The organism is Aeromonas bivalvium, assembly GCF_046078285.1.
Lineage (GTDB): Bacteria > Pseudomonadota > Gammaproteobacteria > Enterobacterales > Aeromonadaceae > Aeromonas > Aeromonas bivalvium.
In genome coordinates, this window is record NZ_JBGXBV010000001.1 from 435,528 (window position 1) to 460,555 (window position 25,028).

Here is a 25,028-nt window from a genome sequence, read left to right on the forward strand (position 1 = left end):
GCCGAGCCCGCCGGGGCTCGACTGTGTCAGGTTAGCACTGGGCGATGGCGCTCTGCACCCGTTTATCGGAGATGGGATAAGGGGTTCCCAGCTGCTGGGCAAAGAACGACACCCTAAGCTCCTCTATCATCCAGCGGATATTGGCCACCTCGGTGGGGATCGGCTGGGATTTGGGGAGCTTGGCCAGCAGCACCTTGTACTCGGACTCCACGCTGTGCACCTTGAGCATGTAGACCCTGTCCCGGTTGGGATCGATGGCGAGTTTCTCCAGGCGCCGCTCGATGGCCCGCAGGTAGCGCAAGAGATCCGGCAGCCGCTGCCAGCCAGTCTCGGTGACGAACCCCTTGTGGATGAGGTTGCCCAGCTGCTGCTGGATGTCCGACATGGCAAAGGCGGTATCGAGTTGCATCTTGCCCTTGAGGCGCTTCTTGATCTCATGGGACAGCGTCAGCACGGCTTCCACCTGTTTGGCCACCTCCACCACCGCATCGTTGAGCTCGGCGCGGACATACTCCTTGAGCGCCTCGAAACCGGCCTCGTCCCAGGCCATGCCGCCGTGCTGCTCGATGAGCTTGTCGCAGCCACAGGCGATGCAGTCGTCGATGAGATCGCTCACCTTGCCGAAGGGGTTGAAGTAGAGCCCGAGCTTGGCCTTGTTCGGCAGCTTCTCCTGCAGATACTTGATGGGAGACGGCACATTGAGCAGCACCAGCCGGCGCTGACCCGCCCACATCAGCTGCTGCTGGGCCACCGGGCTCTCCACCAGCTGGATGGCGACCGAGTCCTTCTGATCCACCAGGGTCGGATAGGCCTTCACCTCGAAGCCGCTGCGCTTCTGGCTGTACTCCTTCGGCAACTCGCCAAAGCTCCACAGGGTCAGGCCCGACTGCTCGATATCATCGTCCGCCACCTGGGAGAGGGTCTCCTGCACCTTGCCGCGCAGGGACTCTTTCAGTGCCTCCAGATCCTTGCCTTCCGCAATGGGCTTGTGCTTGTCGTCCACCACCCGGAAGGTGAGTTTCAGGTGATCAGGCACCGATGCCCAGTCCCAGGCTTCCCGGGGCACTGTGACACCTGTCATGCGGCGAAGTTGACGCTCCATCTCGTCCAGCAGCGGCCCCTGCTCGGGATTGAGGGTGGCAAGCAGCGCGTCGGCGTAGTTCGGCGCCGGCACGAAGTTCTTGCGCATCGGCTTTGGCATCGACTTGATGAGGGCGACCAGCAGCTCATGACGCAGCCCCGGGATCAGCCACTCGAACCCTTTGACCTCCACCTGGTTCAAGAGCGGCAGCGGGATATGCAGGGTCACACCGTCCGCCGCCTCACCCGGCTCGAACTGGTAGGTCAGCTTGAGCTTGAGGCGCCCCTGCTGCCAGAAGTTGGGGTAGTCGAGATCGCTGATGTGGGCGGCATCCCCCTTCATCAGCATCTCTTTTTCGAAGTTGAGCCGCTCGGGATCCTGCTTTTGCGCCTCCTTCCACCACTTGTCGAAGTGGCGGCTTGATATCACCTCCTCCGGCAGACGGGCATCGTAGAAGCGGAACAAGTCCTCGTCATCCACCAGGATGTCGCGCCGACGGGATTTGTGCTCCAGCGCCTCCACCTCGGCCAGGAGCTTGCGGTTCTCGCCAAAGAAGCGGTGACGGGTCTCGAAATCCCCCTCCACCAGGGCGCGGCGAATGAAGAGCTCGCGGCACTGGGCCGGATCGATGCGGCTGAAGTTGATGGTGCGCTCGGCAACCAGGGTCAGGCCATAAAGCGTCACCTTCTCCTTGGCCATGACGGCGCCGTTTTTCTTCGACCAGTGGGGGTCACTGTGGTGCAGCTTGATGAGGTGCGCCGCCAGCGGCTCCACCCACTCGGGTTCAATCCTGGCGTTGATGCGGGCGTAGAGGCGGGAGGTCTCCACCAACTCTGCGGCCATCACCCACTTGGGCGGCTTCTTGAACAGACCAGAAGCTGGGAAGAGGTGGAAGCGGCCGTTGCGAGCCCCGAGGAACTCGGGCTTCTCCAGATCCTTGTTGCCGATATGGCTCAAGAGGCCGGTCAGCAGGGCGCAGTGCACCGTCTTGAAATCCGCCGGCTCCTGGTTGGCTTTAAAACCAAGCTCTTTCACCGTCTGGCGCAGCTGGAAGTGGATATCCTGCCACTCGCGCACTCGCAGATAGGAGAGAAACTCCTTCTGGCACATGCGGCGGAACGGGTTGCTGCCAAGGAGATCCTGCTGCTCTTTCAGGTAGTTCCACAGATTGACGAAGGCGAGGAAGTCGGAATCCTTGTCCTCGAAGCGCCTGTGCTGCTCGTCGGCGGCCTGTTTTTTCTCCATGGGCCGCTCGCGGGGATCCTGGATACTGAGGCCCGCGGTGATCACCATCACCTCGCTCAGACAGCCGGTTTGCGCCGCACTGATCACCATCTTCGCCAAACGTGGATCGAGCGGAATGCGCGAGAGCTGGCGACCGGTCTCGGTCAGCTGCAACTTGCCCTCGCGATCGCCGGTGGCGGGCAGCTCGCGCACCGCCTCCAGCTCTTTCAAGAGGGTCAGGCCATCCTTGATATGACGCGACTCCGGCGGCTCGACGAAGGGGAATTCTTCCATGTTGCCAAGGCCGAGCGCCAGCATCTGCAAGATGACGGACGCCAGGTTGGTGCGCAGGATCTCGGGGTCGGTGAAGGCCGGACGATTGTTGAAATCCTCCTCGGAGTAGAGGCGGATACAGATACCGTCCGCTACCCGGCCGCAACGCCCCTTGCGCTGGTTGGCACTGGCCTGGGAGACCGGCTCGATGGGCAGGCGCTGCACCTTGGTGCGCCAGGAGTAGCGGCTGATGCGGGCCGTACCCGGATCGATGACGTAACGAATGCCCGGCACCGTCAGCGAGGTCTCCGCCACGTTGGTGGCCAGCACGATGCGCCGTCCGGCGTGTTGCTGGAACACCTTGTTCTGCTCGGCGTTGGAGAGTCGGGCGTAGAGCGGCAGCACCTCGGTGTCCCGCAGGTTGAGCTTGCGCAGGGCATCGGCGGTGTCGCGAATTTCCCGCTCGCCGTTCATGAAGATGAGGATGTCCCCCAGCCCTTCGCGGGCCAGCTCTTCCACCGCATCGAAGATCCCCTGCAGCTCGTCGCGCTCCTCCAACCCCTCGCTCTTGTCGCCGCTCTTTTTATCAGCGAACAGCGGACGATAGCGCACCTCCACCGGGTAGGTGCGCCCTGAGACTTCTATGATGGGCGCCTGGTTGAAGTGACGGGAGAAGCGCTGGGGATCGATGGTGGCCGAGGTGATGATCACCTTGAGATCGGGGCGCCTTGGCAGCAGCTGCTTCAAGTAACCCAGGATGAAATCGATGTTGAGGCTGCGTTCGTGGGCCTCGTCGATGATGATGGTGTCGTACTGGGTCAGCATGCGGTCGTGCTGGATCTCCGCCAGCAGGATACCGTCTGTCATCAGCTTGATGTGGGTCTGCTCGCTCACCTGATCGGTAAAGCGCACCTTGTAGCCCACGTAGTGGCCGAGCTCGGATTCCATCTCTTCGGCGATACGAGCGGCCACCGTGCGGGCCGCGAGGCGCCGCGGCTGGGTGTGGCCGATGTAGCCCTTGACCCCGCGCCCGAGCGAGAGGCAAATCTTGGGGATCTGGGTGGTCTTGCCCGAGCCGGTTTCGCCCGCGATGATCACCACCTGATGCTCTTGAATCGCCTTGGCGATCTCCGCCTGCTTCTGGCTGACCGGCAGATTCTCCGGATAGGTGACCCTGGGCACCCCCGCCAGACGGGACTGGTAGCGCGCCTCGGCCACATCCAGGTCGGCGGCTATGGTCTCGAGCACAGGTCCTTGCTTGCCTTGCGGCAGCTTCTTGACCCCGTGCAGACGGCTGGAGAGACGGCGGGCGTCGAGATTCATGCAGGCAGAAAGACGGCGGCGCAGCGCCTCGATAGAGAGAGACAAGGTAGGCATTCCTTAAAATAAGTGCCCAGAGGGGCCATATCGATAAGCTGGGAGCGATCCTAAAGAGCGAGCGGAGTCGGTGCAAGTATTAACGCCGTCAGCAAAAACAGGGAGAAAGGCAGGGAGACCCCCTGCCGTTTCGGGAGACTCAGGCGTGAGCCTGGGGAATGAAGCAGGTGTCGAGCTGGTTATGGATGGCCTTCATCACGTCGTGGCGACTGATGACCCCCACCAGACGCCCCGCCTCCAGCACGGGATACATCTTGGGCTTTTGCCCGATCATCATCTCGGCCAGCTCCAGGATGCTGGTCTGCGGGCTCACCGTCAGCACATCCTGGCGCATCACATCCTTGACCTGGGCCACCTGCTCGCAGTGATACGCCTCCTTGAGCATGACGGCGATGCAGTCCTGCTCCGACACCCAGCCGATGAGATGACCGTTGGCGTCGATGACGGGCCCGCCCAGTTGATTGCTGTTGACGAACTTGGCCACGGCAGATTGCACCATCATCTCCGCCTTGAAGGTGATGGGCCTCACCTGCATATAGTCCTTGGCAATTAATGCTTTCATCTTGAACCCCCTAAGGAACCTGGTTCAGCCGCCTTATGCTGGCGTCCTCGTTTCAAGCATAGCTCGCCCGCCTCAGGAGATGGATTGCAGCAAGAGCAGCAATTCGCTCTGACTGTGACAATCCGTTTTCTTGAAGACCCCCTTGAGGGTGGAACGCACGGTTTCCACCTTGACGCCGCGCAACTCGGCGATGTCGTTGCTGCTGTAGCCCTTGCTCATCAGCATCAGCAGCTCCTTCTCCCCCACCGTCAGGGGATAGAGGCTGGCCAGGGCTTCAATATCGGGATTGAAGGCGTGCTCGGGGTCACGCAGCACCAGCTCCACGAAACGTTCGTATCGCGTCAATCCGCTCATCAGGGTGCACTGGATCAATAAGGGCCTGAGATTGGCCTGACGGGGTACGCAAAGATAGGCACTGGCTCCCGGCAGCAGATAGGCGAAACCGGCGAGCATCTCTTTAAATTGACGCTGCTGATCCTTGCTCTGCAAGGAAAACAATCCGGACAGGGTACGCAATTCCACATTCTCATCCGTGATGCGGTTAAACGCCGTATTGGAATAATGGATATAGCCCTTGTCATCTATGATGGCGCTGGGTTTATTGTGATTGCGCACCAATTGTTGCAGTTGATAATTCTGGGTTTCCAGGGCCAGTAGATTCCAATAATGCTGACTCCAGGCGGCGAAACCGGCATACATGTCCGCCACCAGGTGTCGCTCTTGCACGGTGAAGTCGCTCTGGGCGCCACTGCGGTAGCCGCACAGGGAGCTCAGGCCATGATCCTTGACCCGGCACACGCCCCCCAGGGCGAACTGGGCACCGAAACTGGCCAGCAGCCCGGCGTTGTCGGAGATCTCATTGGCGCTGACCACCCCCTGGCAACCCTTGTCCAGATAATGATTGAACCAGACATCCTGGCGATGATGCTGCAGATAGAAATGCTGCTGCGCCTCACTCAAGCCACTGGCAAACAGCTTGAGCCCGTCGCTCTTGTCATCATCACGCAATAAAAGCAGGGTTGAACTGCCACCGAGATCGTAGCGAAACTTGTCTACGACCAGCTTAATGTCAGAATCATTAATACCACACTCATATAATTGACTTATATATGGCGATACCCTCTCGCTTACTAATGTTTTCACACCCGAACTCCTAATTCTTATTTTTATTGAGCAGGCATCTTACTCTGCATTGACTACAGCGAAAAGTAGTCAAATGAACAATTACCTTCCCCCTTGCGTCAATATATTCCCCCTTATGCTTGTATCAGAAATTCCTTATTTAATGCCTCGCCATCCTGAGGCGGCAACCCCTCTTCCTCTCCACCCACCTTATTGCTTCCCCATGGTTTCCCAGCCACTTCCGCTTCTGGCGGGCTCGCCTCGCACTGGCAGGCCTCCCATTGATACCGATCAGCCGGGGCAAGGAGCGAGCAGTAGATAAAACAGACAAGAGGGAAATAGTGGCTTTCAGTCGAGTTAACCCAGGCTGAACCGCAAAAATCAGTGTCGATGACAAGATTTGTCGGGCACCGCCCCCATTTCTTGCCCACTAAAACTGCAAAAATGAAAAGAGCGTCATTCAAGACCCATCAATAAACAACACGCCATTAAAGCCTAACGCCATGTTTTAATTGATAAAAAATTAATTTCCACTCGAAATGCTTTCTTGACAAAGCCGGTTAGCTCGCATTTCACTCACCAGTTTTAAAAAATGTCGCGTTGACGCACCAACATCAGAAAATGCGCCATTTATTACAAAATGACCATTGTTTTAATCTCCTTGTATGGTATCTTGTATCCATCAGCCGTCAGCCAGGGAGAAAAAGTATGACTGAGTTCTTAGTTACAGCCGTCTTCACCGTGTTTTTCACTCTGGTCGCAGTTTCTCTGCCTTCACTGTCCCAGTTTTGAGCCATGAGGGGCGCATGCCGCCCCACTGACTGACCAGACAACGACTGTTTTATCGACACCAACTGCGACTTTCTCGCCGTTGGTGTTTTTGTTTGTGGTTTCCCCCAATTTACCCACTCTTTCTCTCTTCCTTGCTGGCCCGGCGCCTCATCACACCGGGGATCTCGGCTGGCTCAGCCCTCCTCAGGCCCCCCTGGTCTCTGCTCTTGTCCTCCTCGAGTTCCCTCATGATCCATGAGCCGCACCCACGCCAGGCCAAAAAAAAGCAGGCAGCCCGAAGGCTGCCTGCTTGCTCAGTGGCGGTCACGCCGGGCGTGGCCAGCTTATCCCAGCACTATCTCGGCCAGGTGGCTGAAGTGGCGGATCTCATGGGTCGGCGCGCACTCCCCCTCCTGACCATGGGGGTTATACCAGCAGGTCGCCAACCCCATGGCGGCCGCACCGGCAATGTCCGTCTTGGGGTTATCCCCCACCATCAGCACCCTGGCAGGATCCGGGCGCCCCATCAAGGCTAGGCTCTGCTCGAAGATGGCGGCGGACGGCTTGGTGACCCTGACCTCGTCCGAGATGATCAGCGGCTCGAACCAATCGTGCCAGCCCAGCTTGGCCAGGCGACCGCGCTGGGGCAGGCTGAAGCCATTGGTGATGATCCCCATGCTCACCCTCTCTTTCAGGCTCAGCAGGGTATCGACCACCCCCTCCAGAGGCTGGCTCAGGGCGATGATCCGGGTGAGAAAGGTGTCATTCATGGCCAGGGGATTGACCCCGGCGGGGGCGAAGGGGGAGAAACGGGTCTGTTGCAGCTGCTCGGCATCGATCTCGCCACTGTTGTACTGACCCCAGAGTCTGTGATTGAGGGCCTGATACTCCTGCATCCGCTCCTCGCTGGCCACTATGCCGTGCAGTTGCAGGGTCTGCTCCAGGGCGCGGCTCACCGGGAAATCAACCAGAGTCTCATCGAGGTCAAACAGGACCCAGTCATAGCGTGGCGTCTTCATATCACTCCTTTACTGCATGAAAAACCCGAGGCGGCCCGCCCATATGGCGGACGGGACGCCATTATCGGTCAGGCGGGCGACGGGATCCAGTCAGGCATCCAGCTCGCCAGTCTGCCAACGGGCCAGCAAGCGCAGGGTAAAACGCACCCCGAAACCCGTCACCTCGCTGCCCACGACCCCATTGCCCCCCTTGTTGCGATAACCGGACAAATCCAGGTGCAACCAGGGCGTCGTGGCAGGCACGAAGCGACCGAGGAAGCGGGTCGCGTCTATGTGATCCGGCGAGGCCCCGGGGGCACACTGCAACAGATCCGCCCACTCGCTCGTCAGGTTGTCGTCATAATCCTCGTCATGGGGGAAGGGCCAGACCCGCTCCCCGCTCTCCTGTCCCAGGGCGATGAGGGGGAGCAGCCAGGCAGGCTGATTGGTGAAGGCGCCGCTGTAGCCACTGCCCAGCGCCCGCTTGCACGCCCCGGTCAGGGTGGCGTAATCGATGATGAGGGAGGGCTGGTCCCGGGCCGCCAGGGCCAGGGCGTCAGCCAGCACCATGCGCCCCTCGGCGTCCGTGTCCACCACCTCTATGGTGGTGCCATTGCAGGCGGTGACCACCTCTCCGGGACGATAAGCCCTGGGGCCTATGTGGTTCTCGGCGATGGCAAGCCAGCAGTACACCCGGACAGGCAGACGGGCACGGCTGATGGCAAGCAGGGTGCCCAGGGCCACCGCACTGCCCCCCATGTCCAGGTGCATGCCATACATGGATCCCCCCACCTTGAGGTTGTAGCCACCCGAGTCATGGCAGATCCCCTTGCCCACCAGGGCCAGGGTGCGCTCGGCAACGGCGGGTTCATAGCTCAGCTTGACGATGGCGCTCTGACCATCCTCGGATCCCCGGCTCACCGCAAGAAAAGCCCCGGCCCCCAGCGCCTGCAATGCGGCCTCATCATATTCCTGACACTGCCACCCCTCTTGTCGGGCCAGCGTTCGCACCCGCTGGCGATAACCAGGGGCATCGAGCACGGAGGCAGGCAAGACCCCCAGATGGCGAGCCAGGGCATTGCCCTCGGCCTCGGCGCACAGGCGCGCCACATCCAGAGGAAAGGCAGGCGAGCTGACGAGCCGCTCATAGGCGCACACCGCTTTGGCCTCCCGTTTCTGGCTCGGCAGGCTGACGTTGGCGGCCAGCAGACTGGCCAGCAGCGCCTCGCCAAGGCGGGCCGTCTCGTCGTCATCGAATCCTTCCAGATGCAGGGCCAGCAGAGTGCTCTGGTATGGCGCCAGGGGGGCAATCCACTGCCGGATCCGGCGATAGCGTCCATGGCCTTCGCCCAGGGCATCGCTGAATACCAGCAGCAGCAGCCCCTGCTCATCGGGAGAACCGATGATCGGGCACAGATAAGGGCCCTCCTGCCCCAGGGCCGACTGCAGGGCCGCCGGGGCCAGCTCGGGTCGCGCGAGCAGGGTCGCCTTGACACTCTGGTGGCAGATCAACAACTTGAGGGGGGCATTCAGCCCCATGAACTGATCAAGATCCCGGGGAACATTCTCTATCCCGGGGGCCTGGTAGCAAAAATCGAGCATGATGGCGCAGCCTCATCCATGAATACACAGCGAAGAAAACAGGAAGGCGAGATGATACTACCGAGGGAAAGGGATCACCATGGCGCCCTGCCATTCGGGTCGGCGGCGATGCACACAACCTGAGGCAAGGGCCCGCAGTTCAAGAGGCGACTGGGGTGATCAGATCGGGAGATAGAGAAAGAGAGAAAGCAGGATAACGAAAGGGAAAAGCAAAGTGGTTGCGGGGGCTGGATTTGAACCAACGACCTTCGGGTTATGAGCCCGACGAGCTACCGAGCTGCTCCACCCCGCGTCCGAATTGTCCCGATATGGCAGAGCAGATGCCATCCCGGGTGCGTCTTCCTGTTCACGGATGAACAGCAAGACTGTATGTGGTTGCGGGGGCTGGATTTGAACCAACGACCTTCGGGTTATGAGCCCGACGAGCTACCGAGCTGCTCCACCCCGCGTCCGAACTGTCCCGATATGGCAGAGCAGTTGCCATCCCGGGTGCGCCTTCCTGTTCACGGATGAACAGCAAGACTGTATGTGGTTGCGGGGGCTGGATTTGAACCAACGACCTTCGGGTTATGAGCCCGACGAGCTACCGAGCTGCTCCACCCCGCGTCCGAATTGTCCCGATATGGCAGAGCAGTTGCCATCCCGGGTGCGCCTCCCTGTTCACGGATGAACAACAAGACTGTATGTGGTTGCGGGGGCTGGATTTGAACCAACGACCTTCGGGTTATGAGCCCGACGAGCTACCGAGCTGCTCCACCCCGCGTCCGAATTGTGCCAACGAGACAGAGCAGTTGTCTGGTTGGGTACTGCCAGTATCAAGTTGCCATCGCCTTGCGATAATCATCTTGAATATCAGATGGTTGCGGGGGCCGGATTTGAACCGACGACCTTCGGGTTATGAGCCCGACGAGCTACCGGGCTGCTCCACCCCGCGTCTGAGGTCGCCAATAATAGGCGCCAGCGCAAATATTGCAAGCAAAAATCTTGATAAAGTTGAGTTTGTAGATTAATGCGGCGCTATCCGTCCCTTTTACCAGCAGGGCGATGGATTTTTATGCGATGAAACAATCCCTTGCCGTCTCTGCCAAGCCAATCCGGATGCAAGAAGGGCCCCACAGGGCCCTTCTTTAGTACGCGATGAAGCTGCCGACTCACAGCACCAGTCGTTGCAGCGCCCCCGTGGCCGCGATCTCGGCGATCAGCAGGCCGCACAGGGTGACCGAGAGCACCACGGGCGCCGTCTCCTGCTGACGATAGAGGGGGCTGAACCAGAGCAGCAGGGTGGCGATCAGCAAGCCGGCCTGGGTCAGGATCCAGGGCAGGAGATCTGCCAGCACGGCCTCGCTCGGCGAATGCACCAGCATCAAGGCGGCAAACCAGAGCAGGCTGGCCATGGCCGCCCCCAGCCCCGCCATGGGCAACAGGGTATTGAACGCCTGCAACCGATGGCGGGCGCGCAGCAGCATCAGGTGGGCGAAGGCGGCGCCCAGCAGCACCATTTGCAGCAGGCCGCTCACCCAACCGGTGCGCGTCAGCAAGCTCACCCCATACAGAGCCAGGGGCAAGGCCGGCAACCAGAGCCAGTGACCCGGGATGGCGCGTTTGCCCTCCAGCCTTGATTGCAGCAGGGAGACGCCGATGCCGAGCACCAGGGCGGCACCACCGAGCCAGATCTGCCACTGGGGCGCCTTGGCCTCCACCGCCAGCATGACGGAGAGCCCGGTGATGACCCAGACCGAGAAGCTCTGCTGGGTGATGCGCGAACGCTGACCCGGGCAGAGGTCGCCACGCCAGAGCACCAGAGCCAGCCAGGCCAGGGCGCCGAGGGCCATCAGGCCGCTCAGGGGATAGAGCCATAGGGGTAGTTGGGAAAACATGCACGCCTCCTGTGATAAAGGCGCCGAGTATACCCGCCCCGGGATCCAAACGCCTAGTCCTGCCCCGGCGGGCGATTCAGCCCTGCCCGCGCGCCTGGGCGACCACCCGCTTGAACATCTGGCGGATCACCAGGGGGATGTGCTCGCGCCCCAGCCGCTCCGCCTCCTCCACCACGGCCAGCGCCATGCCGGGCTTGCTGCGATGATGGATCGCCTTGTTGATGATGCGACTGGCGCTCAGGGAGGAGCGCCCACCCACCCCGGCCTCGCGCCGGTACACGGCCTCGAAGCCGTTGCGGTACAGGTAATGCTCTATGTCGGCGGCGGGCAGCTGGGTCAGCCGCTCCTGCTCGCGCTCCCCCTTGAGCAGGGAGCGGGCCGAGCTGGCGTACTTGGCACCGGCCTCGTCCCCATCGGTAAGCAGGTGCCACTCTATGCCAAAGTCCCGCGCCACCTTGATGAGGGGGGCATGACCGCACTGGGCGAACTCTATGATGCGCACCCCCTCCGCCCGCAGGCTGTAGCCGCAGATCTGGGCCAGCTCCGAGAGCAGCCAGATCTCCGTCTCCCCCTCCACCAGCAGCCAGCAGCGGGCGAACAGCGACATGGGTCGGTTGATGCGCACATGAAAGGCAATCTTGCGCAGATCCTCGCTGCTGTACCGCTCCCCGCCGAGCTGATGGCAGAGGATGTCCTGCTGGCGGCGCACCAGGCGACGTACCTGATTGAGGGGCAGGGAGGAGAGCAGATCCCCCGAATTGGTGGTGAGCAGCTTCTGGCCAGGCAGCTGCTCGAGCAGGCCCCAGGCCAGGGAGAGCATGGTGGGATGGAGCCGGCTCTCCGGATCCTCCAGTATCATGATGGGCCTGGCCCCCTGCTCCAGCTCCCGGTTGCCCCGGGCGTTGAGCAGGGCCCCGGCCATGCCAGCCATGGCCAGCTGCAACGCCCGGTTGTCGGCCCCGCGCAGCAGGCTTTGCAGGTTGCCGGGATTGCGCAGCGTCATGGGCCGGTTGATGATCTCCCGCTGGCTGCGCGGCTTGTACTTGATGGGGGCCAGGGCCTTGAAGTAGTGATCCGTGAGCTGACGCACGGCGCTGAGGGCCTCCTTGAGCTCCTCCTCGCCAATGCGCTGGGGCTCGTCCCCCAGCTTGGTCATCAGCTCGTCGAGGCGATGCTCGCTCAGCTCCTGCCAGGGCACCGCCTCCTGGCCGGTGCGGGCACTGCGGGCATCCCGCAGCCGAAACACAGGATTCATGGTGATAAGCAGACTCACCAGAGCCTTGCTGTCCACCCCCTCCAGCACCTTGCCGATGCCATCGAGAAAATCGTGACGACTCTGCACAGAGCCATCCTCTTGCAGCTCGGCGCTGGCGCGGTAGTGGATGCGGTGAAACTTGTCCTTGTGCCCGATCCAGACCGGGGCGAGCCGGGCCAGACGCTGGGAGCGCAGGCACATTTCCGGCCTGTGTTCGCTGAAGGTGAGCACCAGTTGCAGACTGCTGGCGGGGGCCAGCTCCGGATCCTCCGGCCGGTGAAAATCATCGGTGCCGAACTGATAGGGCTCCGCCTCCTGACCCAGCAGACACCAGAGCGCCCGCAGCAGGCTCGACTTGCCCCAGGCGTTCTCGCCGATGAGCACTATGGTGTTGTCCAGGCTGAGGGAGAGGCGATTGATGCCGCGAAAGCCTTTTATCTCAATACGTTCCAGAAACATAGTGCCCCATGACAGCAGTAAACGACTGAGGTCATAGTGGCAAAATTGACGCAAACTTCCTATGGCGGACGAGCAGATTTCAGCGGGAACTGTGAGGCACTGCGGGTTCGGGGGTGGCGGGAGCGGGGACAAACCAGCGGGGGGCGTTCCAGTGACTGAACCAGAGGTGGCGGCTGCGGGCCTGACGTTTGCTTTGTTTCAAGGGAGCTCCTTGGCTTGGGGTGACGGGATAACGGGATGAAATGCGCCCGTCGCAGTCGGGCGCATCCTCACTATCCCTGCCCCTCATGACACTCAGATGACAGTCGGCTGCGCCACTGCCCCGGGCTCAGTCCGAACTGGCCGCGAAAGCGGTTGCCAAGGTGCGCCGCCGACGAGAAGCCGCATTGGTTCGCCGCCTCCCCCAGGGAGGCACCGGCTGCCAGCAGCGCCTTGGCGCGGCGCAGCCTCAGTCCCAGCAGATAACGGTGGGGCGAGGTGCCCAGGGTCTGGCTGAACATGCGGCTGAAGTGAAACTCGCTCAGGCTGGCCTCGGCCGCCAACTCCCCCAGCAGCACAGGCTCGGCGAGGCGGGCGACCATGTAGTCATGGACTCGGCGGGCCACCGCCGGCGCCAGTCCCCCCTTGGGCAGCACCAGGGCGGGGGCCTCCCGGGTGTGGCGGGCGAAGGTGTGCAACAGCAGGGCGTTGCACAGCTCCCCCAGGGCCAGCCGGTTGCCCTCCTCCTGCCAGTCGAGGCGCGCCAGCCGGTTGGCCAGGGTCATCAGCACGGCGTCGTCGATGAAGGTCTTGTCGTCGAGGGCGAGGTGGCGCCCCTCCCTGTCACACCCCTCCTCGGCGATGCGCGTCAGGTGAGCCGGGCTGAAGTAGAGGTGGAAGAAGCGAAACTCCTCGCGCACCAGCCACTCCGAGCCGTGATGATCCGGCATCAGGCAGATCTTGCCCGCCCCGCCGTGGCCGCCAGGGCCGTCGAGGCGCTCGGTCTGCTCGCCCCCCTCCAGGTAGACGCTCAGGGTGTGGTGGCCTGGCCTGTGATAACGGGTCTGATCGAAACAGTTGCGCCAGCTCGCCAACCCGAGCCCGGGTTCGAGCCAGCGGCTCGCCTCGAGTCGCGCCCCCGTGCTCACCAGTGCCTCGAATACCCCTGCCGTCATCTCGCCTCCTCCATGTTGCCTCTTCCCTGCCGGGGGCCTAGGTGCAGCCCTTGTCCCGCTGTCCCAGTCTACCCCCGGCCCGGGCCAGATGGCAGCAACCACGCCGCCCCCAGACAAAAAAACCGCAAGATCCTGTAACCCCAGAGCCGAGGGAGGCGGTCATGCTAGGACCATCGGGTGCCGAGTCGCCCCGAGCACCCGCTTCTCTTTGTCGCTTCGAGGAACACATGATGAATCTGACGCTCTACCTCGCCACCGTGCTCATCTGGGGCAGCACCTGGATCGCCATCGCCTGGCAGCTCGGCCCCGTCCCCATCGAGGTCTCTGTGCTCTACCGCTTCGCCCTGGCGGCGCTGGCCCTGTTTGCCCTGCTCACGGTGAGCGGCAAGTTTCCCCGCCTGCCGAGGCAGGGACAGGGTTACGCCGCCCTGCTGGGGGCCCTGCTCTTTTCCACCAACTTCCTCTGTTTTTATCATGCCACCCAATATATCCCGAGCGGCCTCTCGGCCGTGGTATTCGCCTGCGCCAGCATCTTCAACGGCCTCAATCTCTGGCTGTTCGAGGGGCAAAAACCGAGCCGTCAATGGCTGCACGGCTCCCTGATGGGGCTGGTCGGCACCCTGCTGCTGTTCTGGCCCTCCCTGGCCTCGAGCGAGCTGGGGGCCCAGGCCTGGAAGGGGCTCGCCTTGGCCTGCGCCGGTACCCTCTGCTTTTCCCTCGGCAACCTGGTCTCGGCCCGGGGCCAGCGCCGCGGCTTCACCGTGCTGCAGATGGTGCCCTGGGGCATGGTGTACGGGGTCGTGCTGCTGCTGGGCTGGGTGCAGCTGCTGGGGCAGGAGCTGGTGTGGCCCCAGGATGGCCGCTACTGGGGCGCCCTCCTCTATCTGGCACTGTTTGGTTCCGTCATCGCCTTCACCGCCTATCTGACCCTGGTGGGACGCATTGGGGCCAGCAAGGCGGCCTATGCCACTGTGCTCTTCCCCCTGGTGGCACTGGGGCTCTCCACCCTGTTCGAGGGATTTGTCTGGCAACCCGTCTCCATGGTCGGCATGGCGGTCTGCCTGCTGGGCAACCTGGTGATCTTCGGCCTCCCCAGACGCCTTGGGCCACAAGCGGCCTGAGGTCCTTGCCTCCCGCGCCGCGAGTCCCTAAGGTGGGGACCACGGATCTTCGGGAGGCACCACATCATGTTACTGGAAGGGCTGGATACCCTGTTTCTGCTGGCGAGCGAGGGCACCATGGGCAAGGTGGCCAGCCGCCTCTATATCAGTCAGTCGGCGGTGAGCAAGCGCATCCATCAGCTGGAGCTGCGCCTTGGCAAGAAGCTGATCGAACCCGATGGCCGCCAGACGCGGCTCACCCCCCAGGCCCACGAGTTGCTGGCGCGTCTGGGCCCCACCCTGGCCGAGATGAAGGGGCTGCTGGCGGACAGCCAGACCCTGACCGATGCCCATCCCCTGCCCATCGCCTGCTCGGAGACGCTGCTGGCCGGTTATCTGGCTCCCTTCATGGCCGCCTATCTGCGCCAGGATCCCTATCTGCAGATCTCCACCCACCACACCCCGGTGATCCTGGCCCGGGTACGGGCCGGTGAGGCCCTGCTCGGCATCTGCGCCGGACGCCTGCCCCCCGGTCATGGCCTGTGCGCCGAGCTGCTGCGGGACGAACCCTTCTATCTGGTGGGGGATGAGGCGCCGGCCGGGCCCGGGGCCAGCCTGCTCACCATGGATCTGGAGAACCCGGTCAACCGCTACCTGGTGGCGCCTCTGGCCGAACTCGGCCTGACGCCCCGCATGCAGCTCGACTCCTACCTGGCCCTGATCGAGCTGGCCAGGGCGGGCATGGGGCCTGTGATGCTGCCCCAGGGGCTGCTGGCCCTGGTCGGCGAGCAGGGCCGGCGGGCCAAGCCACTGCCCGGCATCAGCCGCCCCCTTCACCTTATCTATCGCCCCAGCAGTCTGAAACGGGAGCGGGCCACCCGGCTGGTGCAGGCCCTGCTTCATCACTTCGCCGCCCTGGCCCCGCCCAGCCCATGAGCCGCCCCCTTCACCTTATCTATCGCCCCAGCAGTCTGAAACGGGAGCGGGCCACTCGGCTGGTGCAGGCCCTGCTCCATCACTTCGCCGCCATGGCCCCGCCCAGCCCATGAGCCGCCCCCTTCACCTTATCTATCCCCCCAGCAGTCTGAAACAGGAGCGGGCCACCCGGCTGGTGCAGGCCCTGCTCCATCACTTCGCCGCCCTGGCCCCGCCCGGCCCATGAGCCGGCTTCTGACCACCCAGCACAGGAGACGGGCCTAAGGGCAGGATCACCCTCAGGGCAGCCAGGCAAACAGCGCGGGGTACTGGCTCCACACCAGCTTGGCGGACATCAGCAGGGAGACGGTGACCAGCAGGGGCTTGATCAGCTTGACTCCCTTGGCCAGCACCAGCCGGGAGCCGACCCGGGCGCCGATGAACTGGCCCAGGGCCATGGACAGGCCGACGCTCCACACCACCTTGCCGCCGAGGGCGAAGAACAGCAGGGAGGCGATGTTGGAGGTGAAGTTGAGCAGCTTGGTGTGGGCCGTGGCCCGCGCCATGCCAAACCCGGCCAGGGCGACGAAGCCGATGGCGAAAAACGAGCCGGTACCCGGGCCGAAGAAGCCGTCATAGAAACCGACCCCGCCCCCCACCAGCAGGGCAAATGGCAGAGCAGAGAGTCTGCGCTGGCTCTCGGCATCGCTCACCCTGGGGGAGAAATAGAAGTAGCAGGCAAAGGCCATCAGCAGGAAGGGGAGCAGCCGCTCCAGGATGGCGGCGTCTATGGTCTGCACCGCCAGGGAGCCGATCGCCGCCCCGATGAAGGTACAGATCACCGCGGGCCAGATGATGGGCCACTCGATGAGCCCGCGACGGGCGTAGAACCAGGTGGCGGAGAAGGAGCCGAAACTGCTCTGCAACTTGTTGGTGCCGAGCACCAGGGCGGGGGGCATGCCGGTGGCCAGCAGGGCCGGTACCGTCAGCAGGCCGCCGCCACCGGCGATGGCATCGATGAAACCGGCGATCAGGGCGACGCCAAACAGCAGGATCAGGGTGGTGAGCTCAAACTCCATTTGTACCTCGGGCAGACAGAAAAGTGCTGTGCCCCTGCCCCCCGCGAAGGGAAGGCAGGAGCCGGATGCAGCTATCCTAAGGGGGAGTCACTCATTCGCATAACGAAACAATGGCAGTCAATCAATTCCCGATTTTCATCATTCCCGTTTCTGCCATGGCCAGCTTCGCCATGGGCCACCCCGGTAGCCATCAGCCTGTCTGCGCCGACGGCTCCGCCTGGGTTGATTCCTCCTTTTCATCATTTTCCGTACCACGGCAGAGGAAGGGCAGCAGCGCCCCTTGCAGGGCGGCATCCTCCTCCCCCGGCCAGCGATTGACTCGCCCGGCCATGTAACGGCTGCTGAACAGGTTGAACCAGAGCTGCAGCCCCAGGCCAGCCTGGGCCTCCCCCGCCACCTCCAGTACGCAGGCCGCCACCTCGGCGGTGCAGAGCTGATGCTCCCTGGGGGCCACCCGCATGCCGTAGGTGGAGAGGCTTTCGGGGCGCACCGCCAGCACGGGCAGGCCATCGAGATAAGGGCTCTTGTTGAACATCTTGCGCGCCTCGGGCCAGGTGCCGTCCAGCAGGATGAAGAGGGGGCGCTTGCCCGGCGCGGGCAGGAGCTGCTCGGTCAGGCGCGCCGGCGCCTTCTCGCAGGCGGGGAAGACCACATAGGGCTGCCAGGCGGGATCGGCCAGGAGCGCCAGCAACTCGGCGTGGGGTTCGGTGCGGGACCAGAGATAGGCCCAGGTGTTGCGGGGCAGCACGTCGGCGATGAGGCGCCCTGTGTTGGAGGGCTTCATGGGCTCGCTGTCATACATCAGCAGGCAGAACCCCGCCTCGGCCTTGAGCTCGGGGCGCCAGTGACAGGCGCACCAGTCCCGGCGCAGCTGGCAGGCCTCGCAGCGGGGCACGCTGCCGCCGCGGGCGAGGAAGGGGCGAGTGGAGACGCTCTTGCGCCACACCCGCAGGCGATTGACGGCGTGATCGGGGATTGGCTTCATGGGGACTCGGGACGGTTAGGCGCATTGGGGGCCGAGATTGTAGCGAGGGGGCCGCAAGGCGGCAAGGGCTCCCGGGTACCCCGAAAGCCCCTCTCTATACTCAGGGACGCGGCCGCCCCTCGGCGGCCCCTGGACAGGAGCAGGAGATGACGGAACAACGCAATGAGGAGGCCAGGGCCCACGCCCTGGCCGAAGGGTCCACCTTCACCTGGCACGAGCTCTATGTGGCCGACGGCGAGGCCGCCGTGCGCTTTTACGCCCAGGTGCTCGACTGGGAGAGCCAGCACCTGGAGATGGAAGGGGGCAGCTACCCCATGCTGGTGGCCAATGGCCGCCCCATCGCCGGGGTGCAAGCCACCCGGGACAACCCCCAGATGGCTGGTGTGCCGCCCCACTGGGCCATCTATGTCGCCGTGGATGACGTGGATGCCAGGCTCGCCAGGGTGACGGAGCACGGCGGCAGCATAGTGGTGCCCGCCATGGACATCCCCACCGTCGGGCGCATGGCGCTCATCGCCGACCCGCAGGGAGCCCACCTCTGGCTGTTCACTCCCTTTCCCGGGAAGTGCCAGCAAGCCTGAGAACGACAGAGGGGCCCACAGGGCCCCTCGCTTGTCGATGTGCCGGGTTGGCACTCCTCAGACGGGGCGCAGATTCTGCTCGAGGAAGGTCGCGAAGCTGTGACCGTGATGGGCCAGCAGTTTCGGGAACATGGAGATGGAGGTCATGCCCGGGAAGGTGTTGATCTCGTTGAGCAATATCTCGCCCTCTTCGGTCAGGAAGAAGTCGATACGCGACAGATGGGTCAGTTTCAGCTGACGAAACGCCTTGAGGGAGTATGCCTGGATGGCATCGGCCTGGGCCTGGGTCAGCCCCTCGGCACGCAGCGCAGTCTCGGTATGGCTGGCGGCGCTGTATTTCTCCTCATAGGTGTAGAACTTGTCCTGGGGCACGCAGATCTCCCCGGGATAGGTGGCCACCAGCTCGTCGCCATACTGGTAGACCGCCACTTCCAGCTCGCGGGGCCTGACCGCCTTTTCGATCAATACCTGCTCGGAGTAACCGAAGGCATCCTTGATCCCCTGCTCCAGCTCGGCGTCGTTGCTGGCGGCATAGCAGCCCACCGACGAGCCCTGGCAGGCCGCCTTGATGAAGACCTTGCCCCACTTGGCCAGCGCGGCTCTCGCCTCGCTCATGGCTGCCTCGCCCTGCTCGGTCAGGAACAGATAGGGGGTATTGGGGATGCCGATGGCGGAGAGCCACAGCTTGGTGCTGATCTTGTTGAAGCAGATTTTGCTCGCCTCGGCGTCGCAACCAAGATAAGGCAGCCCCGCCAGCTCGAGGAAGGATTGCAGATCGCCGGTCTCGCCCGGGTAACCGTGGATGCAGGGCACCACGTAATCCACCGGCCGCGCCACGCTGTCGAACGAGAGCAGCTTGTCCAGCCCCAGCTTGCACTCGCGGCCGTCGGCACTGAGCCAGCGGTCGGCAAACATCTCGACCCGGGTCACCTCGACCCCAGGCAAGAGACCAAGCTGTTGTTCGAGGAAATTGGCACTGCGCAGAGAGACTTCGTGCTCGGCGCCACCGCCGCCGCACAGCAGCAAGACATGCATCTTCTTCATTGATTGGGATCCCTTGGGAGAAGCGGCCCCGTCATCCTCGGTGGCGAACAGGAAACCAGCCACCGGACGTAAGCCAAGTGCGGCCAGTGTAGCAAGGGGGATCCCGCCTTGTCAGCTGATGGCAGGCCCCTTCCCCCACTGGGACCCGAAAAAAGGGTCCCCTGTGACAGATCTTTGAACAAAGGCCTCAGCGAGGGGGATCGACCCGACCCAGGCCGGTGCCATTGACCCGAAACCAGCCGGCGATACTGTAGCGCTCCTCCCGGGCGGGGAGCACCTCGTGGGGGAACTCCTCAGACAGAAACAGCACCAGGCGCCCCCCCATCGGCGAGACATCCATCAGGTGCTGCTCACCGTCGTCATAGACCCGCAGCAAGCCGCCATCGGCGGGCTGCCAATCCTGGTTGAGGTAGAAGACTGAGGTGAGGCGACGGTTGGATCGCCCGGCGAAGGCATCCCTGTGGGTGGCGTAGAAATCCCCGGGCCGGTAGCGGGCAAAATGGGCCTCATAGTCGAACAGCCCCAGCATCAACAGGCGATTGGCGGCGATACGCAGGGACTCCATGCGCGCCAGATAATCCGCCACCGGCGCCCCCAGCTCGGCATCGAGCCAATGGATCTGATCCCGGCGAATGTCGGCATTGCCCTGATGCAGCCCCTCACGACCGATCCCGGCCGGTTGCCATGCCGCCGGCAGGCAGGCCCGCAGGGCCGCCACCTCAGCGGGGGAGAGAAAATCATCCACTATCGCCCAGCCCCGGGCGTAGATGGCATCCATGACGGCGTTGTGATCCAAGGAAGTGGCTCGAAAAAGGGTGGTGGCGCTTTTTATCTGCTTTCAAGAGGGCCCACAAACCGGATTGCAACTCGATACGAGCCCCTGCATCGATATTGCCACCCCCTCCCCTTGCCCTGCCCTGCCGACTCGGCTAGCGTTGCCTCAAGGCCCTGCCGTGCATCGCCTGTCACTTGTCACTCATCATCCATGTCCCACCAAGAGCGAGCCCCATGACCCTGACCACACTGCGCCTCACCCGCCTCGACGGTACCGAGTACCCCCATGACCTGCTGCAAGACAGGGTCATTCTGGTGGTCAACGTCGCCAGTCGCTGCGGCTTTACGCCCCAATACACTGGCCTTGAGGCGCTTCATCGCGAATTTGGCCCCAGGGGGCTCACCATCCTCGGCTTCCCCTGCAACCAGTTTGGCGCCCAGGAGCCCGGGGACGCCCAGGAGATAGCCCGCTTCTGCTCCCTGGACTACCCGGTCAGCTTCCCCATCATGGCCAAGTGCGAGGTCAACGGTCCCCAGGCCCACCCCCTCTACCGCTGGCTCAAGGCCGAACAGCCGGGCTTGCTCGGCTCCGAGGCCATCAAGTGGAACTTCACCAAGTTTCTCATCAACCGTCAGGGGCAGGTGGTGGCCCGCTACGCCCCCCAGACCCGGCCCCAGGCCCTGGCAGCCGACATCCAGGCCCTGCTCTGAGCACAGCGCCTCCCCTTGCCCCGGCCCCTGACGCCCCCTTGTCGGCCGGGCGCCGTGATGGCGGCTGCCCTTGGCCGTGATTTCTGCTATATTGTTCGCCCACACAGGCCCGAGCCCCCAGGCTCCGGCCCTTTGTGTTTCTCGGTGGCTCATCTCACGGCGTCACCGTCATTGCCGTTTCTTCGGGGTAGATGGCGCGCCGCGCCGATCGCACCCCTTGAGCCAAGGCTCAATGCCAGGAGTTTCTCTCGAACATGTCATTCAATGAACTGGGTCTGTCACCGCACATACTGCGGGCCGTCAAGGAGCTGGGTTACGAACAGCCCACCCCCATCCAGCAGCAAGCCATCCCGGCCATCCTGGCCGGTCAGGATGTGCTGGGCGGCGCCCAGACAGGCACAGGCAAGACGGCCGGTTTCACCCTGCCCATGCTCCATCGGCTGCTGGCCAACCACGGCCGCGGCGGTCGCCGCCAAGTGCGCGCCCTGGTGCTGACCCCGACCCGGGAGCTGGCCGCCCAGGTGGGCGAGAGCATCATCAAATATGCCCACCACCTGCCGTTTCGCACCCTGATCGCCTACGGCGGTGTCAGCATCAAGCCGAACCTGGACGCCATCAAGCTCGGCGTCGACATCCTGGTCGCCACCCCGGGCCGTTTGCTGGATCTGCTGACCCAGGGGGCCCTGACCCTGACCCAGCTGGAAGTGCTGGTACTGGACGAAGCGGATCGCATGCTCGACATGGGCTTTATCACCGACATTCGCCGCATCATGAAGGCGCTGCCGGACACCCGCCAGACCCTGCTCTTCTCCGCCACCTTCTCAAGCGACATCAAGGCGCTGGCGGACGATTTACTCAGGGAGCCCACCCTCATCGAGGTGGATCCCAGCAACACGGCCGCCGATCAGGTGACCCAGCGCATCATCCAGGTCGATCGGGAACGTCGCCGCGAGCTGCTCTCCCACATGATTGGCCGCGGCAACTGGCAGCGGGTGCTGGTGTTCGTGCGCACCAAGCAGATTGCCGACAGGCTCGCCCAGCAGATGCAGAAGGATGGTCTCAATACGGTGGCCATTCACGGTGACAAGAGCCAGGGTGCCCGCAACCGGGCGCTGGCGGATTTTCGTGAGGGCAAGGTGCGGGTGCTGGTCGCCACCGACATCGCCGCTCGCGGCCTGGACATCGATCAACTGCCCCATGTGATCAACTTCGAGCTGCCCCAGATGGCGGAGGATTACATCCACCGCATTGGCCGTACCGGCCGTGCCGGCCGTGGCGGCGAGGCCATCTCCCTGGTGAGCCAGGACGAGCTGGGCCAGCTCAAGGATATCGAGGCGCTGATCGGCCAATCTCTGCAGGTGGAGATCCTGGACGGGTACGAGCCGAGCGGCAAGCCGAGCCGCCAGACCCTGCCAGGCAGCAAGCCGGTGCAAAACCCGCCCCGCGCTCGCGGCCATGCCAACGCCAAGGGGGGCAAGGGCAAACCCGCCGCCGGCAAGGGCAAGAGCGAAGGCAGCAAGAAGCCAGCCCCAGCCCGCAAGCGGGAAGTGGTGGGCGAAGACATCGGCTTCACCCCCATGCGCCGCCTGCCTAAGGCCCAGCGCGGCGACTTTCAGGACAACTCCAACGAGGAGTGAGACGGCGCGAGCCCTGCGTCCTGAACAACAAAAAACCGCCCGAGGGCGGTTTTTTTACTGGGCCTGTGTCACTGGCCTGTCAGTGCCATATGCAGCAACGGATAGGGCTTGCCCTGCCCGTCTTGCGCCGAGCGGCCCACCACCTCGAAGCCCAGGCGGCGATAAAAGCCGAGGGCCGGCTCATTTTGCTCGTTGACGTCCACCCGGCTCGCCCCCAGACGGTGGACGGCATCGGCCACCAGCAGGCGACCAATCCCGCGCCCTTGCGCCTCGGGGTCGACGAAGAGCATCTCGATATTGCCCTCGTGCACCCCGCAAAAACCGGTTATCCCCTCCCTGTCACGGGCGCAGGTGAGGGTCACCGCATCGAAGTAGTGGGCCAGGATAAGCTCGCGCAGGCTCGCTATCTCCTCCTCTGGCAAGAAATGGTGAGTGGCGCGCACCGACGCCTCCCAAAGCGCGATCAGGGTCGGGTAATCCCCGCGCCCTGCCTGTTCCAGTCTCATCGTCTGTTCACTCTATGGCTCCATGGTGCAGAGCCTGTCCAGCCGCCATGGCGTCGGCCTGCTTGATGACAAAACCCTTCTCGATGCCCGCCTTGAAGCCCAGCTTTTCATAGAGGCGGTGGGCCTCGTCTCGCCCCTCTCCCGACAGCAGCATCACCTTGTAGCAATCCAGCGACCAGGCCAGGGAGAGCGCCTGTTCAAGCACCTTCTGGCTCAACCCCTGGCGCCGAAACGCAGAGGCCGTCACCACATGCTCTATGATGGCGAAGGGCCTGCCGCCGTTGGTCAGGGTCGGGATCACCCCGAGCTGGCAGGTGGCGGCGAGCTGGCCCGCCACCTCGGCCACCAGGATCCGCACCCCGGGCGCGGCCAGCAGCTGACTGAGCGCCGTCCTCGCCACCGATGCCGTCAACACGGGATCCCGGGGCCTGAGCTCGGCGTAAAGGGTGAGCAAGCCCGCCAGATCCTGCTCCCTGCACTCTCTGATCACCACCATGGCAATCCTCCTGATCTTCTGGCCCCTCGCCCTATGCGGATCTGGGGGCAAACATGATGATGGCCATGCCGAGCAAGGCCACCCCGGAACCGACCCAGTCCCAGAGGGTGGGTCTGATGCCATCCACCGCCCAGAGCCAGAGGATGGCGACGAAGACATAGACGCCGCCATAGGCGGCATAGACACGGCCGGCGGCGGTGGGATGCAGGGAGAGCAGCCAGGCAAAGAGGGCCAGGCTCAATCCCGCCGGCAGCAGCAGCCAGACGCTGCGCCCCTGGGTCAGCCACAGGTAGGGCAGATAGCAGCCGACGATCTCGGCCACTGCTGTGATCAGAAACAGGCCGATCGTTTTGAACTCCAGCATCATGGGTCTCTAGCAAGGGGGCGACAAGGGCTGAATGTTAAAACAACTCATGGGGTTATGTCAGCACGGCGACGGCGCAGGCCAGGAGGAAGGAGATCCTTCCCCCACGGGCGCGGGGGAAGGGAGGCGTCAACGGACCCTGACCGCCTGCAGCAAGGCGGAGACATCCGGGCCAAAGGTTCGGCTGCCAATGGCCTCGCGAATATCCGCTTCCCCGTAACGGCTGGCGGGGTAGACCAGCACGCAGGCGGTGTCGCCGGGCATGAGGAAGTGAGTCTCGCCGAAGGGGGTGTAGCGGGTGGCGCCTATGCTGATGAGGGCGTGGGCCGGGCGCCCCGCCTGGGCCAGCAGCCCCTGGATATGCTCGGCCGGGCCTTCGTCCTGCTGATGGTTGAACCTGTCGATGGCCCAGTCGAGCAACTGCCGATGGAAGTAGCTGTAGTCCACCGCGGCGCTGTCGACGCCATAGGGGTGCAGCTCCCCATCGCGCTCCAGATAGCAGGCGATGCGGTAGTCATCAAGCTCGCAACCCGGGGCAAAGTGGGTCAGGGGCAGCAGTTTGGGGGCCAGTCCCTTGCTCTGCTCCCCCCAGTTCTTCTTCTCGCTGATCTTTTTGGCGTTGGGGCGACGGATGGAGCAGTCGTTGTAGGCGCCGAACGCCCTGGGATGGATGGCCACCACCTGCTCCCCCGCGTACTCCAGCTCGCACCAGAGCGCCACCTCGGGTTCAATCTGCACCTTCTCGTCCCCGCTCACCGCCGCCTCCGGCAGCAAGATGGCCTCGCCGCTCAAGGGAAAGACCCCGAGCTGGCCCGGATGGTTCGGCACATAGAAGGGGAACAGCGCCTTGGGGGCGACCTTGTCGTCAACCTTGACGGCGACGAAGTCCGCCGCCTCGCCGGCCTGCTCCAGATGGCCGGCGAAGTTGCCCGCCACCCCGAGTCCGATGAACTTGCTCTGTGCTGTGACTCGCATCTCTCTACATCCTCTCTTGTCGCACCCGGGAAATTCACGACCATGACGCCGGGCAACTACCGCTAAAGTGGCAGGAATTAAACCACAGCAGCCGGGCCCCGCCCAG

The 25,028-nt window shown here is 63.4% G+C and carries 22 protein-coding genes and 5 tRNA genes; 5 read left to right on the top strand and 22 right to left on the bottom strand.

Annotated features, from left to right (window positions below; translation table 11 throughout):
* Positions 1 to 31: 31 nt before the first annotated feature.
* The 14 genes from hrpA to ACEUCR_RS01905 all read right to left on the bottom strand — a co-directional run bounded on the left by hrpA (position 32) and on the right by ACEUCR_RS01905 (position 13,755).
* Positions 32 to 3,946: an ATP-dependent RNA helicase HrpA gene (gene hrpA / locus ACEUCR_RS01840; protein ID WP_408787720.1), complete on the bottom strand. Its 3,915-nt coding sequence runs from the start codon at positions 3,944 to 3,946 to the stop codon at positions 32 to 34.
* A 148-nt stretch (positions 3,947 to 4,094) separates the two neighbouring features.
* Positions 4,095 to 4,517, bottom strand: a complete 423-nt coding sequence (locus ACEUCR_RS01845; RefSeq protein ID WP_041992586.1) for a CBS domain-containing protein — start codon at positions 4,515 to 4,517, stop codon at positions 4,095 to 4,097.
* A 72-nt stretch (positions 4,518 to 4,589) separates the two neighbouring features.
* On the bottom strand, positions 4,590 to 5,660 hold the full coding sequence (locus tag ACEUCR_RS01850; RefSeq protein WP_041992589.1) for a helix-turn-helix transcriptional regulator: 1,071 nt from the start codon (positions 5,658 to 5,660) through the stop codon (positions 4,590 to 4,592).
* Between the two features lie 1,094 nt (positions 5,661 to 6,754).
* On the bottom strand, positions 6,755 to 7,429 hold the full coding sequence (gene yjjG, locus ACEUCR_RS01855; protein ID WP_041992592.1) for a pyrimidine 5'-nucleotidase: 675 nt from the start codon (positions 7,427 to 7,429) through the stop codon (positions 6,755 to 6,757).
* A gap of 90 nt (positions 7,430 to 7,519) precedes the next feature.
* Positions 7,520 to 9,013, bottom strand: coding sequence for a M17 family metallopeptidase (locus ACEUCR_RS01860; protein ID WP_408789014.1), 1,494 nt, complete (start codon positions 9,011 to 9,013; stop codon positions 7,520 to 7,522).
* A 212-nt stretch (positions 9,014 to 9,225) separates the two neighbouring features.
* A tRNA-Met gene (locus ACEUCR_RS01865) sits at positions 9,226 to 9,302 on the bottom strand.
* 80 nt (positions 9,303 to 9,382) lie between these two features.
* Positions 9,383 to 9,459 (bottom strand) — tRNA-Met (locus ACEUCR_RS01870).
* 80 nt (positions 9,460 to 9,539) lie between these two features.
* Positions 9,540 to 9,616 (bottom strand) — tRNA-Met (locus tag ACEUCR_RS01875).
* Positions 9,617 to 9,696: 80 nt separating this feature from the next.
* Positions 9,697 to 9,773, bottom strand: a tRNA-Met gene (locus tag ACEUCR_RS01880).
* A gap of 94 nt (positions 9,774 to 9,867) precedes the next feature.
* Positions 9,868 to 9,944: transfer RNA gene (locus tag ACEUCR_RS01885), tRNA-Met, on the bottom strand.
* Positions 9,945 to 10,161: 217 nt separating this feature from the next.
* Positions 10,162 to 10,887: a hypothetical protein gene (locus ACEUCR_RS01890; RefSeq protein WP_392442787.1), complete on the bottom strand. Its 726-nt coding sequence runs from the start codon at positions 10,885 to 10,887 to the stop codon at positions 10,162 to 10,164.
* A 76-nt stretch (positions 10,888 to 10,963) separates the two neighbouring features.
* A complete protein-coding gene (locus tag ACEUCR_RS01895) occupies positions 10,964 to 12,601 on the bottom strand; it encodes an ATP-dependent endonuclease (protein WP_041998499.1) in 1,638 nt (545 codons plus the stop codon).
* Positions 12,602 to 12,680: 79 nt separating this feature from the next.
* Complete coding sequence (locus ACEUCR_RS01900) at positions 12,681 to 12,803, bottom strand: hypothetical protein (RefSeq protein WP_280136488.1); 123 nt, start codon at positions 12,801 to 12,803, stop codon at positions 12,681 to 12,683.
* 70 nt (positions 12,804 to 12,873) lie between these two features.
* Entirely contained in the window at positions 12,874 to 13,755 is an 882-nt protein-coding gene (locus ACEUCR_RS01905) for a helix-turn-helix domain-containing protein (RefSeq protein WP_408787723.1), read from the bottom strand.
* Between the two features lie 230 nt (positions 13,756 to 13,985).
* On the opposite strand from ACEUCR_RS01905, the gene ACEUCR_RS01910 reads away from it, so the two are divergent.
* Together ACEUCR_RS01910 and ACEUCR_RS01915 are read left to right on the top strand one after the other, a co-directional pair.
* A complete protein-coding gene (locus ACEUCR_RS01910) occupies positions 13,986 to 14,876 on the top strand; it encodes a DMT family transporter (RefSeq protein ID WP_041998508.1) in 891 nt (296 codons plus the stop codon).
* Between the two features lie 66 nt (positions 14,877 to 14,942).
* Entirely contained in the window at positions 14,943 to 15,791 is an 849-nt protein-coding gene (locus ACEUCR_RS01915; protein WP_041998510.1) for a LysR family transcriptional regulator, read from the top strand.
* A gap of 278 nt (positions 15,792 to 16,069) precedes the next feature.
* Here the strand turns inward: ACEUCR_RS01915 and ACEUCR_RS01925 are convergent, their stop codons facing one another.
* Positions 16,070 to 16,849, bottom strand: coding sequence for a TSUP family transporter (locus ACEUCR_RS01925; RefSeq protein ID WP_041998512.1), 780 nt, complete (start codon positions 16,847 to 16,849; stop codon positions 16,070 to 16,072).
* Positions 16,850 to 17,039: 190 nt separating this feature from the next.
* Complete coding sequence (locus ACEUCR_RS01930; protein WP_408787726.1) at positions 17,040 to 17,834, bottom strand: tRNA-uridine aminocarboxypropyltransferase; 795 nt, start codon at positions 17,832 to 17,834, stop codon at positions 17,040 to 17,042.
* A 146-nt stretch (positions 17,835 to 17,980) separates the two neighbouring features.
* On the opposite strand from ACEUCR_RS01930, the gene ACEUCR_RS01935 reads away from it, so the two are divergent.
* Positions 17,981 to 18,415, top strand: coding sequence for a VOC family protein (locus tag ACEUCR_RS01935; RefSeq protein ID WP_408787729.1), 435 nt, complete (start codon positions 17,981 to 17,983; stop codon positions 18,413 to 18,415).
* Positions 18,416 to 18,472: 57 nt separating this feature from the next.
* On the opposite strand, the gene ACEUCR_RS01940 is transcribed toward ACEUCR_RS01935, so the two are convergent.
* Together ACEUCR_RS01940 and ACEUCR_RS01945 are read right to left on the bottom strand one after the other, a co-directional pair.
* A complete protein-coding gene (locus ACEUCR_RS01940) occupies positions 18,473 to 19,459 on the bottom strand; it encodes a D-alanine--D-alanine ligase (RefSeq protein ID WP_041998519.1) in 987 nt (328 codons plus the stop codon).
* A gap of 187 nt (positions 19,460 to 19,646) precedes the next feature.
* Positions 19,647 to 20,255 carry a 2OG-Fe(II) oxygenase gene (locus ACEUCR_RS01945; protein WP_392442780.1) on the bottom strand — a complete coding sequence of 203 codons (609 nt, stop codon included), beginning with the start codon at positions 20,253 to 20,255 and terminating at the stop codon, positions 19,647 to 19,649.
* 212 nt (positions 20,256 to 20,467) lie between these two features.
* Between ACEUCR_RS01945 and ACEUCR_RS01950 the strand changes: the two genes are divergently transcribed.
* Complete coding sequence (locus ACEUCR_RS01950) at positions 20,468 to 20,944, top strand: glutathione peroxidase (RefSeq protein WP_041998521.1); 477 nt, start codon at positions 20,468 to 20,470, stop codon at positions 20,942 to 20,944.
* Between the two features lie 254 nt (positions 20,945 to 21,198).
* On the top strand, positions 21,199 to 22,581 hold the full coding sequence (locus ACEUCR_RS01955) for a DEAD/DEAH box helicase (protein WP_041998524.1): 1,383 nt from the start codon (positions 21,199 to 21,201) through the stop codon (positions 22,579 to 22,581).
* A gap of 68 nt (positions 22,582 to 22,649) precedes the next feature.
* Here the strand turns inward: ACEUCR_RS01955 and ACEUCR_RS01960 are convergent, their stop codons facing one another.
* From ACEUCR_RS01960 to ACEUCR_RS01975, 4 genes are all read right to left on the bottom strand, one after another.
* Positions 22,650 to 23,087: an acetyltransferase gene (locus tag ACEUCR_RS01960; RefSeq protein ID WP_408787732.1), complete on the bottom strand. Its 438-nt coding sequence runs from the start codon at positions 23,085 to 23,087 to the stop codon at positions 22,650 to 22,652.
* Positions 23,088 to 23,094: 7 nt separating this feature from the next.
* The gene (locus ACEUCR_RS01965; RefSeq protein ID WP_408787735.1) at positions 23,095 to 23,583 is read right to left on the bottom strand and encodes a GNAT family N-acetyltransferase; all 489 of its coding nucleotides are present in this window, start codon (positions 23,581 to 23,583) and stop codon (positions 23,095 to 23,097) included.
* 31 nt (positions 23,584 to 23,614) lie between these two features.
* Complete coding sequence (locus tag ACEUCR_RS01970) at positions 23,615 to 23,947, bottom strand: YnfA family protein (protein WP_111872836.1); 333 nt, start codon at positions 23,945 to 23,947, stop codon at positions 23,615 to 23,617.
* 129 nt (positions 23,948 to 24,076) lie between these two features.
* On the bottom strand, positions 24,077 to 24,922 hold the full coding sequence (locus ACEUCR_RS01975) for a DUF5718 family protein (protein WP_408787738.1): 846 nt from the start codon (positions 24,920 to 24,922) through the stop codon (positions 24,077 to 24,079).
* Positions 24,923 to 25,028: the final 106 nt, after the last annotated feature.